General features: G+C 41.0%; 17 protein-coding genes. All 17 read left to right on the top strand.

Annotated features, from left to right (window positions below; translation table 11 throughout):
- Positions 1-5 precede the first annotated feature (5 nt).
- The 17 genes from BUB56_RS07930 (at position 6) to BUB56_RS07855 (ending at position 18,547) form a co-directional block, all read left to right on the top strand.
- Positions 6-359 (top strand): LPD28 domain-containing protein, encoded by a 354-nt coding sequence (locus tag BUB56_RS07930; RefSeq protein WP_110940787.1) that lies wholly within the window; start codon positions 6-8, stop codon positions 357-359.
- 13 nt (positions 360-372) lie between these two features.
- Entirely contained in the window at positions 373-1,557 is a 1,185-nt protein-coding gene (locus tag BUB56_RS20480) for a hypothetical protein (RefSeq protein ID WP_456297985.1), read from the top strand.
- A 189-nt stretch (positions 1,558-1,746) separates the two neighbouring features.
- Positions 1,747-8,187 carry a DEAD/DEAH box helicase family protein gene (locus BUB56_RS07925; RefSeq protein ID WP_242946249.1) on the top strand — a complete coding sequence of 2,147 codons (6,441 nt, stop codon included), beginning with the start codon at positions 1,747-1,749 and terminating at the stop codon, positions 8,185-8,187.
- Between the two features lie 11 nt (positions 8,188-8,198).
- The gene (locus tag BUB56_RS07920; protein ID WP_110940786.1) at positions 8,199-9,152 is read left to right on the top strand and encodes a DUF3991 and TOPRIM domain-containing protein; all 954 of its coding nucleotides are present in this window, start codon (positions 8,199-8,201) and stop codon (positions 9,150-9,152) included.
- A 112-nt stretch (positions 9,153-9,264) separates the two neighbouring features.
- A complete protein-coding gene (locus tag BUB56_RS07915; RefSeq protein WP_110940785.1) occupies positions 9,265-9,630 on the top strand; it encodes a type II toxin-antitoxin system RelE/ParE family toxin in 366 nt (121 codons plus the stop codon).
- Positions 9,623-9,907: a helix-turn-helix transcriptional regulator gene (locus BUB56_RS07910; RefSeq protein ID WP_110940784.1), complete on the top strand. Its 285-nt coding sequence runs from the start codon at positions 9,623-9,625 to the stop codon at positions 9,905-9,907. Before BUB56_RS07915 ends, BUB56_RS07910 begins: the two co-directional genes overlap by 8 nt.
- A gap of 710 nt (positions 9,908-10,617) precedes the next feature.
- Positions 10,618-10,998, top strand: a complete 381-nt coding sequence (locus BUB56_RS07905; RefSeq protein ID WP_110940783.1) for an ArsR/SmtB family transcription factor — start codon at positions 10,618-10,620, stop codon at positions 10,996-10,998.
- Positions 10,976-11,467, top strand: a complete 492-nt coding sequence (locus BUB56_RS07900) for a Csac_0668 family 2Fe-2S cluster-binding (seleno)protein (protein WP_110940782.1) — start codon at positions 10,976-10,978, stop codon at positions 11,465-11,467. The genes BUB56_RS07905 and BUB56_RS07900 overlap by 23 nt, the downstream gene beginning before the upstream one ends.
- A gap of 100 nt (positions 11,468-11,567) precedes the next feature.
- A complete protein-coding gene (locus BUB56_RS07895) occupies positions 11,568-12,134 on the top strand; it encodes a nitroreductase family protein (protein WP_110940781.1) in 567 nt (188 codons plus the stop codon).
- 182 nt (positions 12,135-12,316) lie between these two features.
- Positions 12,317-12,535: a DpnD/PcfM family protein gene (locus BUB56_RS07890; RefSeq protein ID WP_110940780.1), complete on the top strand. Its 219-nt coding sequence runs from the start codon at positions 12,317-12,319 to the stop codon at positions 12,533-12,535.
- Positions 12,536-12,835: 300 nt separating this feature from the next.
- Positions 12,836-13,174 (top strand): plasmid mobilization protein, encoded by a 339-nt coding sequence (locus tag BUB56_RS07885; protein WP_110940779.1) that lies wholly within the window; start codon positions 12,836-12,838, stop codon positions 13,172-13,174.
- A complete protein-coding gene (locus tag BUB56_RS07880) occupies positions 13,167-13,520 on the top strand; it encodes a hypothetical protein (RefSeq protein ID WP_110940778.1) in 354 nt (117 codons plus the stop codon). The genes BUB56_RS07885 and BUB56_RS07880 overlap by 8 nt, the downstream gene beginning before the upstream one ends.
- 3 nt (positions 13,521-13,523) lie before the next feature.
- Entirely contained in the window at positions 13,524-14,921 is a 1,398-nt protein-coding gene (locus tag BUB56_RS07875) for a relaxase/mobilization nuclease domain-containing protein (protein ID WP_110940777.1), read from the top strand.
- Positions 14,872-15,690, top strand: coding sequence for a PcfB family protein (locus tag BUB56_RS07870; protein WP_110940776.1), 819 nt, complete (start codon positions 14,872-14,874; stop codon positions 15,688-15,690). The genes BUB56_RS07875 and BUB56_RS07870 overlap by 50 nt, the downstream gene beginning before the upstream one ends.
- A gap of 6 nt (positions 15,691-15,696) precedes the next feature.
- Positions 15,697-16,593: a hypothetical protein gene (locus tag BUB56_RS07865; RefSeq protein WP_110940775.1), complete on the top strand. Its 897-nt coding sequence runs from the start codon at positions 15,697-15,699 to the stop codon at positions 16,591-16,593.
- A 12-nt stretch (positions 16,594-16,605) separates the two neighbouring features.
- Complete coding sequence (locus BUB56_RS07860; RefSeq protein ID WP_110940774.1) at positions 16,606-16,797, top strand: hypothetical protein; 192 nt, start codon at positions 16,606-16,608, stop codon at positions 16,795-16,797.
- Positions 16,784-18,547 carry a VirD4-like conjugal transfer protein, CD1115 family gene (locus BUB56_RS07855; protein ID WP_110940773.1) on the top strand — a complete coding sequence of 588 codons (1,764 nt, stop codon included), beginning with the start codon at positions 16,784-16,786 and terminating at the stop codon, positions 18,545-18,547. Before BUB56_RS07860 ends, BUB56_RS07855 begins: the two co-directional genes overlap by 14 nt.
- Positions 18,548-18,549: the final 2 nt, after the last annotated feature.

The following is an 18,549-nucleotide window of genomic DNA, read 5'->3' as shown; positions in this document are numbered from 1 at the left end:
GATATATGGCGCGATACAATGCAATGGAAGAATCCTTTGAAGAAATTGGGTTATTCGGAAAGCCAGCCTTGTTTACTCCTATAAGGATTGACAGAAATACCGTACCTAAAGGGCTTTATCTTTATGAGGTTCGGCATGATGATGAATCTCAAGGCGATCCGGTACAAATAGGAAAAGGAATTTTAGTCAATCATTCTGGTACAGTTATCACCTGTGAAAAACTTAGGCTGGATAAGGACGGCTTTCTAAATATAGAGCCGGATGACTTTAATTTTTCTGCCGGAGACTGCAGAACAATCAAAGATTTTCAGGAAAAATATGAAATAAAAATAAAGAAGACACACACACCAGAGCGATAAGGAGGGATGAAAGTTGGCAACGAAGCTTCAACTGATTACAGAGCTTTCAAAAAGGACATCTAATGCTGTTGTAAAAAGTCCTGACAACTGGACTTCTTTTCTCAAAACAGCCGCCTGGAATTATAAATACCCGTTTCAGGACCAACTGCTGATTTATGCCCAGCGCCCCGATGCAACCGCTTGTGCTCCTATTGAGTTATGGAATGAGAGGTTTGGCAGATGGGTAAATCGGGGCGCTAAGGGCATTGCCCTTATTGATGATAGTGGAAGCCGTTTAAGCCTGCACCACGTATTTGATGTATCAGATACAAACAGTCGATATAACCGTCCTGTTGTTCTTTGGAATTTACAGGACAGATATGCACAGGACGTAACAGAAACCCTGGAGAATGCCTTTGGCGATCTCAAGGATAAAAGCGATGTGCCTTCTGCTCTTATTTCAGCCGCTTTTAATGCTGTCCAAGATAATTATTCAGATTATCTCTCTGACCTCATGTATAGCCGTGAGAACAGCTTTTTAGAGGAACTGGATGAGCTTAATGTGGAGTTCATCTTCAAGGAAGTGCTAAATAATTCAGTGGCATATATGCTCTTAACCCGATGCGGCTATCCTGCCGATAAGTTTTTAAGCTTTGAGGATTTTAAGGGTGTAGTGAATTTTAATACCCTCGATACCCTATCCAGATTAGGAGCTGCTACGAGCGACATTTCCGAAATGATTTTAAAGGAAATCGGAGCCACAGTAAAAGACCTGCAAAAGTCTGAAAGAAAACAAGACCATACATTTGCAAAAAGTCATGATGTAGGACAGAATAAAAGTGTAAATAATAGAGATGAAAGGAAGGATGATCATGGAATTAACATACACGACCCAAGGCGATTACCTGATACCCGACCTGACGCTTCCACAGGAGGAAACGCACATCGGCAAATATGGGATGTTGCGCAAAACATACCTGAAAAATCACAAGAAAGGGATGTACGCCAGCTTGATGCTGTCGGGAAAACTGACGGAGCATCTGTCGGAAATCGACCGGACGGCGAAGGAGAGAATGGAGAAAATCATGGAGAAACTCCTAATAGAGAACCCGGCACCGGACAAAGCGACCGACCCAATGGGTTGGACGGGACACATGAACAACCTAAGACAGTCGGCGGAGGAAACGATACTGGAGGAACTGGTTTACAATTAGCATAGTATGATAGAAGAACGGAGGATAAAAGTCTTCCGTTTTTTCATTCTACGGCTCTTATCAATAAAATCCTGCGCTCTACCCCGCATCTCAAAGCCACAAAACAGGAAATTATTGACTTTTACGTTACCCATGAGGATAGCCATGAGCGCACCGAGTACATTAAAAGTATTTTTAATAATGACTATACAGAATTGATTATAAACGGTGACCATCGCGTCGGGTACAAGACCTACCAAAATGTCCTCCATCTTTGGGAAGGCAGCTACACTACAAGAACATCCCAGAGCTACTATGATTGGGGCGTTATCGCCGGGCATTTTGGCAGTATGATATTACTAAATGAATTTAAAGATGAGCCACCGGTGTTGCCATTGGTGCAGCAGCAAATAAACCTGATTGAGCAGATGGAGAAGGATAAATCCTCTGCTTTTTCTATTTCGCAGGAAGTTATTGATGCAGTTTTACAGCAAGGAAGCGGTGTACAGGGCGGAAAGTACCGGATTTATATGCAGTTTCAGCAAAACGCTTCTTCGAAAGAGAATGCCGATTTTTTGAAAAATGAGTATGGCATCGGTGGACGTGCTCCTGCTTTAATTGGAACAGATATTCACGAGTGGCACGACGACAAGGGCATAACGCTCACCAGTGGAAACATCATGGGGCCAGATGAAAAGATAATTTTGCCCTGGACAAAGGTGCAAAAGCGCATAAGTGAATTGATTGCTGCCGACCGCTACTTAAACCGAAAAGAAAAAGAATATTTGCCTGCTTATGAAAAGGAACAAGAGGAACTCCGCCAACAGCGTAATGAAGAAGCCTATATCCGTCAAATTCTGAATCGGAAACCTGCTCCATCTGAGCCAGAGCTACCACCACGGGAAAATTCACATTATGCTTTTTCACTTGGTGGGACTGTTTATCTTGGTGCGGATGAATATGAAATTTTATCATTTGACAATAACACGGTGTATCTTCGTGATATGAAATTTCCTCTGTTCAGCAAAGAGTTTGCACGAAGTGATTTTGATCGGATATTGAGGGAAAATCCTTTAAATGACCATCTTATTACACCTGAGCAATCAGCAAAAGAAAAAACAGAAACTCCATCTCCTCGTGAGCTGTATCTGACATATCTGCCGGATATGGTAAGAAGGGTACAGAATGATGAAGTTTATTCCTATTTGCGAGATCGCAACACTGATGCAGACAGTGCCAAACAGGAACTGGATAGTGCCATTGCTCGCATTGTACTTTCCATGAAGGAAGATCATCCAGATTTTTATGAAGCTTATAATAGCCTGCCGCAGTTTAAAGAATGGTTTAACGAGGATGTATTTCAGCGGACATATCAGGATTACCTTACAGAAAAAAATGATAGCATTACTCTTCATGCCGATGATCCCGATGCACCAGAATGGGTACGACAAACAGAAAATGAAACTACTCCTCGCAATGACGATTTTACCATTACTGATGAAAGCGGAGAAAGTGAAAAACCTAATAAACCCGATACAAAACCGGATAGCGAAGTTGAAAAATCAGAAAATAAACCAGCCGAAAATAAAATAGCTGTGGGTATGGAACTTTTCATTGAAGATAGGCAATATGTTATAGACAGTATCAACGAAGAAGCAGAAACTGTAAGCCTGCGGGACATCACCTTTGAGCAGAGCACAGGCTTCCCTATTTTCCGCAGCGAAAGCATCGATTTTATAAAGGGTGTCCTGGAACAGGCAAAAGAGCCTGTATGGCAAAAAACTCAAGGCGGTAAAGTTTCTAAAGTCATCATTGATCTTATGCCGGAAAAACCAAAACAAGAGAGAATCAACTACCGCATCACCGATGATAAATTAGGACATGGCGGTCAAAAGACTAAATATGGCTGGAACGTCGCCTCTATTCGGCTTTTAAATAAGCTTGAAGAAGAAAACCGCCTTGCTACACCGGAGGAACAGGAAATATTGTCCCGCTATGTAGGATGGGGCGGTATTTCCCAAGTTTTTGATGAGAATAACAGCCAGTGGGCAAAGGAATATGTTGAACTAAAAGAACTGCTCATTGATGAGGAATATGCCTCTGCAAGAGCCTCTACTTTAAACGCCCACTATACTTCACCTATTGTTATTAAGGCCATGTATGACTGCCTTTCAAACATGGGCTTTCAGACTGGCAATGTTTTAGAGCCAGCTTGCGGTGTAGGAAACTTTTTAGGACTTGTACCTGACAGTATGAAAAATTCCAAGCTATACGGTATAGAGCTTGATAGTATCACAGGCCGGATTGCCAAACAGCTTTACCAAAAGGCTAATATTGCGGTGCAGGGCTATGAGCAAACTAATCTTCCAGACAGCTTTTTCGACCTTGCCATCGGGAATGTGCCCTTTGGAAGCTATGGTGTAGCGGATAAAAAATATGATAAATACCATTTCTATATCCATGATTATTTTTTCGCAAAAACCCTGGATAAAGTACGCCCCGGTGGGATTATTGCATTCATTACCTCTAAGGGCACCATGGATAAGCAAAATCCAGAGGTGCGAAAGTACATTGCACAAAGAGCAGAGCTTTTGGGTGCTGTACGACTTCCAAACAATGCTTTCCTTGCGAATGCCGGTACCGAAGTTACTACCGACATTATATTCCTACAAAAGCGTGACCGCGTAATTGATATTGAGCCGGATTGGGTACACCTCTCTACCACCAAGGATGTCATTCCTATCAACCGCTACTTTGCAGATAATCCTGACATGGTGCTGGGAACAATGGCTTATGGTGAGTGGATGTATGGTGATTCTAAAGAAACAACTTGTATGCCTTATGAGGATGCCGACTTTGGCGAACTACTACGGGAGGCATTGGAAAATATACATGCAGAAATCACGGAATATGAGATGGACGATATATCAGATGATGCTGATACCTCCATCCCAGCAGATCCAAATGTACGTAATTTCAGTTACACCGTTGTGGACGGTGAAATCTACTACCGTGAAAACAGTAGGATGAATAAGGTTGAGGTTTCCGTCACAGCTAATGGTCGAATTAAAGGCATGATTGCCATCAGGGATTGTGTTCGTGACCTTATTGAATATCAGACCGAAGATTACAGTGATGAGGTAATCCAGGAACAACAGCATAAGCTAAATAGTCTGTATGATGAGTTTACTGCAAAATATGGCCTATTAAACAGCCGTGGTAACAACATGGCCTTTTCCGATGATTCCTCCTACTGTTTGCTCTGCTCCCTTGAAATTCTCAATGAGAACGGCGAGCTTGAGCGTAAGGCTGACATGTTCACCAAACGTACCATAAGGCAGCGCACTGTTATTTCCCATGTGGATACAGCTACTGAAGCATTAGCTATTTCTATTGCTGAAAAAGCCTGTGTGGATATGGATTTTATGCAAAGCCTTACAGGGCTTTCAGAGGATCAACTTGAAAATGACCTTCAAGGCGTTATATTCCAAAACCCTGAAAAGTTAGACAGCGAAGGAAAGCCTATATTTGAAACAGCGGACGCCTATCTATCAGGAAATGTACGAGAAAAGCTTAAAATTGCTCGGCAGTTTGCTGAAATGCACCCTGACATTTACAGTATAAACGTCACAGCCCTTGAAAAGGTACAGCCTAAGGATTTAAGCGCATCTGAAATTGATGTTCGACTTGGTGCTACCTGGCTTCCTCCAGATGTTATAAAGGACTTCATGTTTGAACTTTTAGAAACTCCTTATATGTATAGGCGATACATTGAAGTTCTTTATTCGTCCTATACCGCCAACTGGAATGTTAAGGGTAAAAACGATGACCGAAGCGGCAACATTAAGGCTGTCATGACTTATGGTACCAGCCGCATCAATGCCTACAAGATTATTGAAGAAACTTTGAACCTTAAAGATGTACGTGTTTTCGATACGGTTTATGAGGACGGTGTTGAGAAGCGTGTCCTGAATAAAAAGGAAACTGCCATCGCCCAGCAAAAGCAGGAAGCTATTAAAGAAGAATTTCAAAGCTGGATATGGAAAGACCCCAGCCGTAGAGAAAGGCTGACAAGAATTTATAACGACCGTTTTAACTCCATCCGTCCCCGTGAATATGATGGTAGTCATATCCGTTTTACAGGCATGAATCCTGAAATTACCCTGCGTAAACATCAGGTGGATGCAGTAGCTCATATCCTGTATGGTGGTAATACCTTATTGGCCCACTGTGTAGGTGCGGGCAAAACTTACGAAATGACGGCTGCTGCAATGGAAAGCAAGCATTTAGGACTATGCCAAAAAAGCATGTTCGTTGTGCCGAATCATTTAACAGAACAATGGGCAGCGGAATTTTTGCAGCTTTATCCTTCCGCTAAAATCCTTGTAGCTACGAAAAAGGACTTTGAAACCAAAAACCGCAAGAAATTTTGTGCCCGTATTGCTACTGGTGACTATGACGCAGTAATCATAGGTCACAGCCAGTTTGAAAAAATTCCTATATCTCAGGAACGACAAAAGCGACAGCTTGAAGAACAGATTGAAGAGATAACCAATGGTATCCGGGAACTTAAAGAAGAACGAGGTGAGCGTTACGCTATCAAGCAGCTTGAAAAGACTAAAAAGACCTTAAAGCTAAGACTTGATAAACTCAACGATACCAGCCGAAAAGATGATGTAGTAACCTTTGAGGAATTAGGTGTCGATCGGTTATTTGTAGATGAAGCAGATTTTTATAAAAACCTATTTTTGTACACAAAGATGAGGAATGTGGCTGGCTTATCTCAGACCGAAGCACAAAAGTCCTCTGACCTTTTTGCTAAGTGCCGCTACCTTGATGAACTGACAGATGGCCGAGGCATTATCTTTGCTACAGGAACGCCAATCAGTAATTCTATCACCGAGATGTACACCATGCAAAGATACCTGCAATATGAAACCCTGCGAAAAAACGGACTTCAGCATTTTGACTGCTGGGCAAGTACCTTTGGAGAAACAGTTACTGCCATTGAGCTTGCACCAGAGGGTACGGGATATAGAGCGAAAACGAGGTTTGCACGTTTTTATAACCTCCCGGAACTAATGAACATGTTTAAAGAAATTGCAGATATCAAGACAGCAGATATGCTTAATCTTCCTGTGCCGAAAGCTACCTATCACAATGTGGCAGTAAAGCCAAGTGAATTTCAGCAGGATATGGTAGCCGAGCTTGCAGAGCGTGCTGAAAGGGTGCGTAACAAGATGGTGGAACCTTATGAAGACAATATGCTTAAGATTACCAACGACGGACGTAAGCTGGCACTTGACCAGCGCCTTGCTAATCCTATACTTCCCGATCATGAAGATAGCAAGGTTAATTCCTGTATAGACAATATCTTTCGCTTCTGGCAGGAAAATAGCCATAAGAAGCTTACCCAGCTTGTGTTTTGCGACCTATCTACTCCGAAAAATGATGGAAACTTCAATGTATATGCCGATGTGAGACAAAAGCTCATTGAGCGTGGTATTCCTTCCGATGAAATTGCTTTTATCCATGATGCCAATACAGAAACCAGGAAAAAGGAGCTTTTCGCCAAGGTACGCAAAGGCCAGGTACGAGTATTATTAGGCTCTACCTTTAAGATGGGAGCCGGAACCAATGTACAAGATAGATTGATTGCACTTCATGATCTGGATTGCCCATGGCGTCCAAGAGATTTAGAGCAGCGAAGCGGCAGAATTGTCCGCCAAGGCAATAAAAACGATGAAGTGCATATCTTCCGCTATGTAACAGAAAACACCTTTGACGCTTATCTTTATCAGATACTTGAAAATAAGCAGCGTTTTATTTCACAGATTATGACTTCCAAATCTCCAGTGAGAAGCGCCGAAGATATAGACGAAACTGCTTTAAGTTATGCAGAGGTAAAAGCTTTAGCCACCGGTAATGTTTACATTAAGGAGAAGATGGATTTAGATATTCAAGTATCAAAATTAAAGCTTCTAAAGGCTAATCATTTAAGTCAGAAATATGCTTTGGAGGATAGGTTACTAAAACATTACCCACAGCAGATTAAATCCATGGAAGAACGAATTGCACGCTATGAAAAAGACCTTGGCCTGTACAAAAATCAGAGCATATTGGAACCTATCGGAGACAGTGCAGAGGACAGCAAATTTGCAGGTATGGTAGTAAAGGGTGTTTTCTACTCAGAAAAAGCCAAGGCTGGGGTAGCTATTCTTGAAGTTTGCAAGCTTATGACCTCTCCAGAACCGCAAGAGCTGGGCAGTTACATGGGATTTCCCATGCTTTTTTCTTTTGATGGCTTTGATAAGCAATACCAAATTATTCTACGAGGGGCTATGAGTCATAAGGCTACATTAGGCACTGATATCCATGGCAACATCACAAGGCTTAATAATGTTCTTGCTGAAATACCGAAGAAGCTGGAATATTGTAAAGAACAATTAAAAACTCTCCAACAGCAGATGGAAACAGCAAAGCTGCAGGTTGATATCCCCTTTGAAAAGGAAGAGGAACTGCAAGCAAAGTCTGCGCGGCTTTCAGAGCTTAATATTCTTCTCAATATGGATAAACATGAAAATGAAATGTTGGACGGCGAGCCGGATGAAGATATGGATGTACCGGAAAAGAAAGCCGTGGGCTATGAAAGATGAGGTGATAAGATATGCCCTATGTAACACCAGAACAGATTGAACGAGCAAAGCAGATGGATCTTTTAACTTATCTGCAATATTATGAACCACATGAGCTTGTGCGCTTTTCTGGAAACGTATATACGACCCGTACCCATGATAGTCTAAAGATTAGTAACGGGAAATGGTGCTGGTGGTCACGGGGTATCGGAGGACGCTCTGCCTTGGATTATTTAATTAAAGTGCGGGGAATGTCATTTCCTGAAGCGGTAATCCAGATAGATGGACAGGTGGCAGTTGTGCCACCTGTTTCATCAAAGGTAGAAAAAACCACAGAGCCTAAAAGACTACTATTACCTGATAAAAATGAAAACAATGACCGTGTAATTGCTTACCTTATGGGGCGTGGCATACACAGGGATTTAATAGATTACTGTATTAAGACCAAACGTCTATATGAAAGTCGTAATTATCACAATGCTGTATTTATAGGTTTTGATAAAGAGGGTGTTCCCCGCTATGGTACACTTCGAGGAACGTCGGCAAGGAGGTTTCTGGGAGAAGTAAACGGAAGCGATAAACATTTCTCCTTTTCTATTCCTGCACAAAACAAAAGTTCTAAGCTACATTTATTTGAAAGTGCTATTGACTTATTGTCCTATTGTACGCTGGAACTTCAGTCGGGCAAGGACTGGGAGCAGGAGAATCATCTATCTCTTGCTGGCATTTACAAGCCAAAACAGAATATTGAGGAAAGCACTCCACCCGCTGCCCTGATGCAGTTTTTGAAAGACCATCCACATATAAAGGATATTGCTCTTCATTTGGATAACGATACGGCAGGACGGCTGGCGGCAAAAACGATTGAGACAATCCTCCCTGCTCCCTACACCGTTTCTGATGAACCACCAATACGTGGAAAGGATTATAACGATTATTTGAAAACTATATTGGGAATACAAAAGCTAAATAGTGTGGTAAGATAATTTCTTGTTTAAACCGTTAGATTTATAAAATATGAAAATTAAATTGATTTGTGTTATCGTATATGATAACATTACATTAAAGAATGACATACACTAATATAGGAGGTGTATCGTGGATTGGCAAGTGGAATACTATAAAAAGGAAAATGGAAATATACCAGTCCTTGAATATTTACTTTCGTTAGATGCAAAACTGAGAGCAAAAGCCTTTAGTGAAATAGAACTGCTTGAAAAGCACGGAGCTGATTTAAGAGAACCTTACGTTAAGCCTATAAAAGGCGCACCATACAAAGGACTCTTTGAGCTGAGAGTTAAATTTGCATCAGATATCAGTAGAATATTCTATTTTACATACCGCCAGAAAACCTTTGTGCTGCTTCACGGTTTTACGAAAAAGACCGAAAAAACGCCCCAAAGGGAGCTTGAACGGGCACTGCGGTATAAAGAAGATTATGAAAGAAGGTGTGAGGATGAGTAAAGCAGGAGCAAAGTTTTCAGAAGTGAAAGAGCTTTTAATGAAGGATGAAGAATTTAAAACGGAGTACGAAAAGCTAAAACCTCGTTATGATGTTATTTCTCAAATCATTGAAGCACGAACAAGCCAAAACATTACCCAGGAAGAATTAGCGCTCCGCGTAGGGACTCAAAAATCCAATATCAGCCGTCTGGAAAGTGGAACTTATAATCCATCCCTTGACTTTCTGGCTAAAGTTGCCCGATGCCTTGGGAAAGAGGTACAGATAACATTAAAATAATAGATTTTGACAGAACACATTTATATTAAGGCGCTGAGAAATCAGTGCCTTTTCTCTTGATACTGAAATATATTAGGGAAAAACAATATAGGTGATTTTCTGACCAACTAAAACACATACAAAATTACCTCATGTGAGAAAGATGGTATATATGGAGAATAGTATTATAATTGTTACCGGAGTTACTAAACGTATGTTTTAATTTTATCCTTGTATCGCTGATTAATCCGGGATACAAGGATAAAATTAAAACAAAGCGTTGTTTTTTGCAAGTACTTTTTATATAGTACAATAGTAAATAAATGCGTCATAAACACTAAATTTCTTCTTATTGTATTTAGAATTAGGTTATAGTAATATAAACATATCAATAAATATTGAAATGTTTATATGAAGTAGGATGAATAGAGTATGAAGGAAAAAATATTAGGTGTAGGTTCAATTATCGTATCTTTTCTTGCATCCATATGCTGTGTAGGTATTCCACTACTTTCAATTTTAGGCTAGAGTGGTTTAGGTCTTACTTTTGTACCAATTATTTCTCCATATAAAAACATTTTTATGCTACTAACAGCATTAATGCTTGGAATGGCTTACTACTTTATGGCAAAAAATAAGAATACATCAAAAAGTACAAGAATTATTCTATGGGCTTCAACGATAATATCTGTTGGATTTATTACATATTCATACTTGTTAGAGAGGTAATTATGCAAATTAAAAACGAACAAATTGAAGCATATACAAAGTTTTTTCATGGATTGTCTAATCCTACAAGATACCAAATTATTATTTCATTATTACACGGTAAAAAAAATGTAGGTGAACTGGCAGAAGATTTAGGGTACTCTCAAAGTTTAATATCAATGCAGTTAAAATGTTTGAAATGGTGTAATTTTGTAAACTCGATTAAAGATGGAAAGAATATCTACTATTACATTTCTGACGAAAGAATAAGGGAACTTATTCAACTTGGTCAATCAATAGCCGAAGGGAGTATAAATAATATATGTACCTGCGAGGTTATAGGGAATGAAAAAAATGAATTAAGGGAGGAAAATATAGATAATGGAAAAAGAAACTTTGAATAAATGTTGTTGTGGAAATTCAGAAACATCTTCGTGTGAGGAAGGAAAAAGCGATTTGTGTCCTGTATGTAAAAAACAAGGTGTTCTTGTTAAAAATATTACAGTAAAGCATATGGTACTTGACGAACTAACAGAACAGGTTGGCGACAACGATTATTTTTTATGTATGAGTGAGGAATGTGATATTACATATTACAATTCAGAATCAAACGTCAAATTTAATAAGCAACAAGTAAAGGCACCAATATGGTTTAAGAAAGATGCTAATCCTAAATATGCCTGTTATTGTAGTAAAGTAACAGAAGAACAAATTATAAATGCAGTAGTAAAAGATGGTGCTACTAATATGAAAGAGGTTTTAAAGATTACTGGAGCAATGAGTAACTCACAATGTCAGAAGAATAACCCATTAGGTAAGTGTTGTCATCAAATAATTCAGGACGCAATAGATAAGGGACTATCCATGAAATAATCAATTTTATTATGTCACATTATAAATAAAGGTGCCATAACAGTATATTTATTCGTCAAATAAAAGCTATAAAGATAGATCAAGTTTTAGGAGTATAATCATGGATACAATAAAGGTAATAGAAGAACGTAGAAGTATAAGAAAGTTTCAAAATAAAATAGTACCAAAAGAAATAATAGAACAGTTATTAGAATTGGCAACCAAAGCACCTTCTGGTAAGAATCGCCAGCCATGGAGATTTATTGTTCTACAAAATAAAATGAAAAACGAGTTAGTGAATGTCATGGAGAATGTAGCAAGTCTATATAAGAAACAAAACAAGCCTACTGGAAGTTTCGAGTTAAGTATTAACTCAATTAATGAAGCATCAGCAGTAGTTTTAGTATTAAATGCGTTTTCCAATTTTGAAGAAGACTATAATCACAACAGGTTACTTACTGATACTCAATCAATAGGTGCTGCAATTCAAACAATGCTTTTAGCAGCACAGGATTTTGGATTAGGAACTCTTTGGATTTGTGATATTTTCTATTGTGATAAAGAAATATGTTCATGGTTAAATTGCAAAGATGAACTTGTGGCAGCAGTGGCTATAGGCTATCCCAATCAATCTCCATACCCACGTCCACGAAAGTTGCTGCAGGAAGTTACAGAATGGATGTATTAAAATATTTAGATTTGATATATATGATGTTACAGAACTTTCTTAAAATGCACATTATGTTCACAATATCTTGAATATACCTTAACTAAGTACATACCTATATAGAAAATTTTCATTATGAAGAGACGTTGAATAATCAGCGTCTTTTTTCTTTGCCCCAAAATCAATAAAGGAGGTTTAACCCCATGAAAATCTATCAGGTGGAAATCAAGGAAACGCTTAGCATGACTATTGAAATTCAAGCTGAAAATGCACAACAGGCCGAAGAGATGATACGAGAGGCTTACAGTAACCAAGAGTATATCCTTGATGCTGAAAACTTCACCGGTGTGGACTTTATCACAACAGAAAAAGAAATGGATGTACGAAATAGAAATCAAAGACACCATGGGCAGGAGCGATGATTTCCTGTCCTTTCTTTTTCGACTGGTAAGTCTTAAACCAACCGTAGGTATTACAACATAAGACCAGTGTCTTATGTTGTAGCAAGCACTGAATTTTGTCTCCCAAAATTCACTTGTTAAGGGGATACCCCCTAATACCCCCGTAAAAAAACAATCGAAAGTGTGGTGATAATCGTAGGTATATTTTTGTTAGGCACATTGATAGACGGATCTATTGGCGTTATCTTTATGTGCCTTTTTCAAATTAACATTCATTATGGAAGGAATGATGATAACAATTAAAAGAAAGGAGCTAAAATGATGAGAAAAAGAGGTATTCGTGTTCAAGTATGGCTGAACAAAGAAGAAAAGACGAAACTTCAAGTTAGTGCAAAGAAAGCTGGACTTTCCCAGGAAACCTATCTGCGAACTCTTATTAACGGCTATGTGCCCAAAGAGCTTCCCCCGCCCGACTATTACTCTATGATGAGGGAGCTTCACGCAATTGGCAGCAATTTAAACCAGATTGCAGCAAGGGCAAATGCTACAGGACACATAGATCGGACAGTATTTCAGTATGAGGCCAACCGGCTTAGAAAGGCTTTACTTGATATTCAGGCGGCGGTCACTTCGCCAGAAAGGAGAAATGACAATGGATAGAATCGTAGAGAAGCAAGAAAAGCTTATGGGCCGGATTGAAAAGAATTTTGCAGATTACAAAGCCTCGGTTTTGAAGCTTGATAAGCAAAATATATTCGATAAAGCTGTTGAAATTGCTGCCGTAAAGCGCGTATCACATTATATGACAAATATCCACGGATATTATGAAAAGGAAATTGATTATCTTTTAAAATTTAAAAACCCATTAAAGCTTGTTGCAGACCGGTATCAGATCAACCTGCGTGCCTATCTATACGATGTAATTGCAAGGCTTTGTGATACCCAGGACCATGCAGGTGACTACCTTTATATGCTGGATTCAAAGGTAAAAGTGTCGGGGCGATGACCTATGGCAACTACAGCAATATGGGATGTAACCGACCGCCTTGACCGGGTAATCGACTATGCAACAAACCCTGATAAAACAGAAAATCTTGATTTTTCAAGTCCTGATTTTCAGGGTCTGCGGGATGTTCTTAAATATACCGCACGAGAAGGCAAAACTGAAAAGCAGTTTTATGTTACCGGTATCAATTGCGATTGGGTCACTGCCTGCAAGCAGATGTCCCAGACAAAGCTCCAATTTCAGAAAACGGACGGTATTCTCGCTTTCCACGGCTATCAATCCTTTGTCCCAGGAGAAGCTACTCCCGAAACTGCTCACGCAATCGGTGTAAAGTTGGCACAGGAGCTTTGGGGGGATCGTTTTGAGGTTGTCGTATCTACCCACCTTGACAAGGGCCACTTACACAATCATTTTGTACTAAACTCCGTATCTTTTATGGACGGCAAACGGTACTACGATAACAAGACTACCTACTCCCTCATGAGGCAGACTTCTGACCGACTCTGCCGGGAATACTCACTGTCAGTCATCGAAAACCCCCAGAAAGGTAAATCCAAGCACTTTGCTGAATGGAAGGCCGAACAGGAAGGCAAACCTACCTGGCGTGGTCTTATCCGCGAGGACGTGGATAAAGCTATTGCTGCATCCATGACTTTTACTCAATTTATTTCTGCCCTCCGAAAGCAGGGCTATGAAGTAAAAACCGGTGTTAAATATATGGCTGTACGCCCCCAGGGAAAAGAACGTTTTGTCAGGTTGAAAACTCTGGGTGATGATTATACCGAGGAAGCCCTTAAAGAGCGCATCCTTAAAAATCGTAGTCCGAAGCCACCGCAAGTCCTGCCAGAACCCAAGCGAAAACGCTATACTGTCCGGGGTGGTATGAACCTTAAAAAAACAAAAAAACTAACCGGCCTGCAAGCTCTCTACTTTCACTATCTATATAAGATGGGGATTCTCCCTAAACAACGTGTGTCCAATAAACGGACGCATTTTTTATTGCGTGAGGATATTAGATATATGAAACAGCTTATATCCCAAACCAAGCTGCTTTGTACCCACCGCATTGAAACTAAGGAGCAACTTCTCACCTATCAGAATGAACTGGAGCAGGAAATGACAGCTCTGATTGATGAGCGCAAATCCCTTTATAACCGGCTGCGCCGGTGCAAGGATGATGAGCAGATATTGGCATCCAAGGAGCAGATATCAGAGCTTTCAAAGAAGCTGTCCCTGCTTCGAAAGGAGGTGAAGCTTTGCACGGGCATTTTGTCCCGTTCCGAAGAAATGAAGCAGAAATTGCTTCAAATTAAACAAGAAGAAATCCATCAAGGAAAGGAGGAAAAAACATATGAACAACGGAGCCGAAGCAGCAGATCAAATCGTCAATATGAGTCTTAAAGGAATCGAGGTAGTGGCCAAAATCTCAGGGGAGGGTGCAAAAAACCTTGCTACCTTTCTTTATGCTGTTTTAAGGGATCAGAAAAAAACCAGAGGTAAAACCCGCTTGGAGTCACTTTTGCGAAGCGGTAAGGAATTGGATGTCTTTGCGGTGCGAAACGAGGACTTGAAGAAATTCACAGAGGAGGCTAAGCGCTACGGCATTTTATATTGTGCCCTTCATGATAAAAAGAGTCTGGATGGGATGTGTGACATCATGGTACGGAAGGAGGACGCCTCCAAGATAAACCGCATTGTAGAACGCTTTAAACTGGCTACCGTGGATACTGCAAGCATCAAGAGTGAAATCCAAAAATCCAGAGCTACTAAAGGGAAGGAAAAAGCACCGGATGAGAAAGCGCCATCGGAAAAAGTGACCCCTGCAGAGAAAAGTGCAGATGATTTTCTTGACGAGCTTATGGCAAAGCCGCCACAGCAGGAAAAGCCTGCTGCAGAGGAGATTGACAACCCAAACCCCACGACGGCGACGATGGAGAAATCCCGTCCGTCCGAGCCTATCTTAGAGCACAGAGGGAAAGCCGCCGAGGGTACTATTGAGCCGCCCAAAAAATCTGTCCGCGAAGAACTGCGAGAAATCAAGGCTGCCCAAAAGGAACAGGCGGAACCTAAGCGAGAGCCGGAGAAAGAGAAATCTCAGGCTATAAAACAAAATAATAAGCCAAACAAGCAGCAGCAAAAATCTAAAAAATCAAAATCCAAAGGGAGGTAAATTTTCATGAGTAGTTATGATGACCTTTTTCCACAGGAAAATGAACAGCCTGCTTCCCAAAACAACCGGTCTTTTGATAAGGAGGCATGGAAGCAGCAGAAGCAAGAACAGCGGGAGATGGTGTATTCCCTCATTGATGATACGGCACAAACCGTGGCTAAAGACGGCACTGCTTTTCAGAAGTATTTGGATGTACAGAGCCGTTTTGACCGCTATAGCGTTGCCAATGCCCTTTTAATCCTTGCACAAAAGCCGGATGCTACCCGCATTGCAGACTTTGATACCTGGAAAGAGCAAGGCACTTACATCCGTAAAAAAGAAAGTGGTTTTTTCATTCTGGAGCCCGGCGAGGAATACCAGCGTGATGATGGCACTGTCGGCATCAGCTACAACCCTAAAAAGATGTTCGACATCTCCCAAACCGGAGCACGCAAGCGTGAAACTCCCACCTATCCTGATGACCGCACCCGAATTAAGGCTTTGATGGATCATGCGCCGGTTCCTATCCGCATCAGCGATACACTGCAGGAAGGAACAAATGCCCTATACCTACCGGAAACAAGGGAAATTCATATCAGAAAAGGTATGGATGCAGGTAACATTTTTCGTTCTCTTTCTCAAGAACTTGCCCATGCACAGATGGATAAAGGCGACGGTAGTTATAGCCGTTCTAACTATGTTTTTCACGCCTACTGCGTATCATATATGCTCTGCAAGCAATATGGCGTAGATACAAACGGCTATCGTTTTGACCGTGCTCCCCAAATGCTGAAAGGTATGGAATCTCAGGAGGTCCGCAACGAGCTTTCCGTCATAAGGGAGGCTGTCGGTGAAATTTCCGGCCGAATGAACCGGATGATAACAGAGCAAAGACAACAAAAACGGCAAGAGATAGAACGTTAGGAGGATATGCCCATGAAAGAAGAAGAAAGAGTGCTTACCCTAGACGATTACGAGTACGGCGTCGTGGTAAACGCTTTAAACGAGCTTAGAAACGATCTGATTAAAGATGAACGGCCCACCGATGTTGTAGATGAACTTTTATTAAAGACCATTGATGCCCCGACTAAGAAACAGAAAAGAAGGATATTCAATGAGGCGCGATAAGACCACACAGAGTGATTTTATACTCTATGTGGTCTTTTTAATTCCGGTGGTATGGGCGGCACTTCTCACTGCCCCTTCTCTATCCGGAGGACTTCCCGAAATCATTGCCAATCTTAGTACGGCGATAAACAATCCTTTTAATATCCAATGGGTAGACAATACGCCTAAGTGCATCCTGTTGTTTATTGTTGCCTATGGCATGGGTATTGGGATTTACCTTTCCACCAAACGCAACTACCGCAGACGGGAGGAACACGGCAGTGCCCGCTGGGGCAACGCGGCTGCTGTCAACCGAAAATACAGAGATAAGAACTTAGAAAAAAATAAAATCCTTACACAAAACGTACGCATTGGTCTTAATGGCCGGAAGCACCGAAGAAACTTAAATGTTATGATAGTGGGTGGCTCAGGCTCAGGTAAAACCCGGTTTTATGCAAAACCAAACGTTATGCAGGCTAATACTTCTTTTGTCGTCCTCGACCCAAAGGGTGAAATCCTGCGGGATACAGGAAATCTGCTAAAAGAAAATGGCTATGAAATTAAGGTGCTGGATTTAATCAACATGCCCCTTTCCCATTGCTATAACCCTTTTGCCTATCTTAAAGACGATAAGGATGTATTAAAGCTTGTGACAAACTTAATCCGAAACACAACTCCCAAAGGCAGTAACACCAACGACCCCTTTTGGGAGCGTTCTGAAACTGCACTGTTGGAAGCATTGATCCTCTATCTACTCTATGAAGCGCCACCGGAGGAAAAAAATTTTCCAATGGTCATGGAAATGATCGCTGCCGCCGAAGTACGAGAGGAGGATGAAACCTATCAAAGTCCCCTTGACGAACTGTTTGAAAGGCTTCAAATGAGAGAACCGGAGCATCTGGCAGTAAAGCAATACAACATTTTTAAGCTGGCGGCTGGAAAAACAGCCAAATCTATTTTAATCAGCTTAGGTGTCAGACTGGAGAAGTTTAACCTCGCTTCCATCGCTGGGATTACCACAACAGACGAATTGGAACTGTCTTCTATCGGAGAACGCAAAACAGCACTCTTTGCCGTAATCCCCGATAATGACAGCAGCTTTAATTTTATCGTCGGTATGCTCTATACCCAACTATTTCAGCAGCTATATTTCCTTGCAGACCATGTATACGACGGAAGACTTCCCATCCATGTGCATTTTGTCATGGACGAATTCTCTAACGTTGCCCTGCCTGATGAATTTGACAAGCTCCTTTCCACCATGAGGTCAAGGGAAATATCTGTATCTATCATTCTGCAAAACCTGGCCCAGTTAAAAGCTCTGTTTAAAGACACATGGGAATCCATTGTTGGAAACTGCGACGAATTTTTATACCTTGGCGGCAACGAGCAATCCACCCACAAATATGTGTCTGAGCTTTTAGGTAAAGAAACCATTGACACCAATACCTATGGACAGAGCAAAGGCAGAAACGGTAGCTACTCAACCAATTATCAGCAATCTGGCAGGGAGCTTTTAACCCCAGATGAGGTAAGGATGCTTGACAACCGTTATGCCCTGCTTTTTATCCGTGGCGAAAGTGCAATTATGGATGACAAGTATGATATTTTGAAACACCCTAACTTAAAGATGACCGTTGACGGAGGTTGCGAACCTTTCAGACACGGTGGTACAGAAAACGCTATTGACTGGAAAGCTGTTACCCTAAATGAAAACAGTGATTACGAGCTTCTTTCTGAAGAAGAATTGGAAACTTTAATGCAATCCTAAAA

It is taken from the genome of Geosporobacter subterraneus DSM 17957 (assembly GCF_900142145.1).
In the GTDB taxonomy this organism is placed as follows: Bacteria; Bacillota; Clostridia; order Peptostreptococcales; family Thermotaleaceae; genus Geosporobacter; species Geosporobacter subterraneus.
This window is presented reverse-complemented; position numbering and strand designations above follow the sequence as displayed.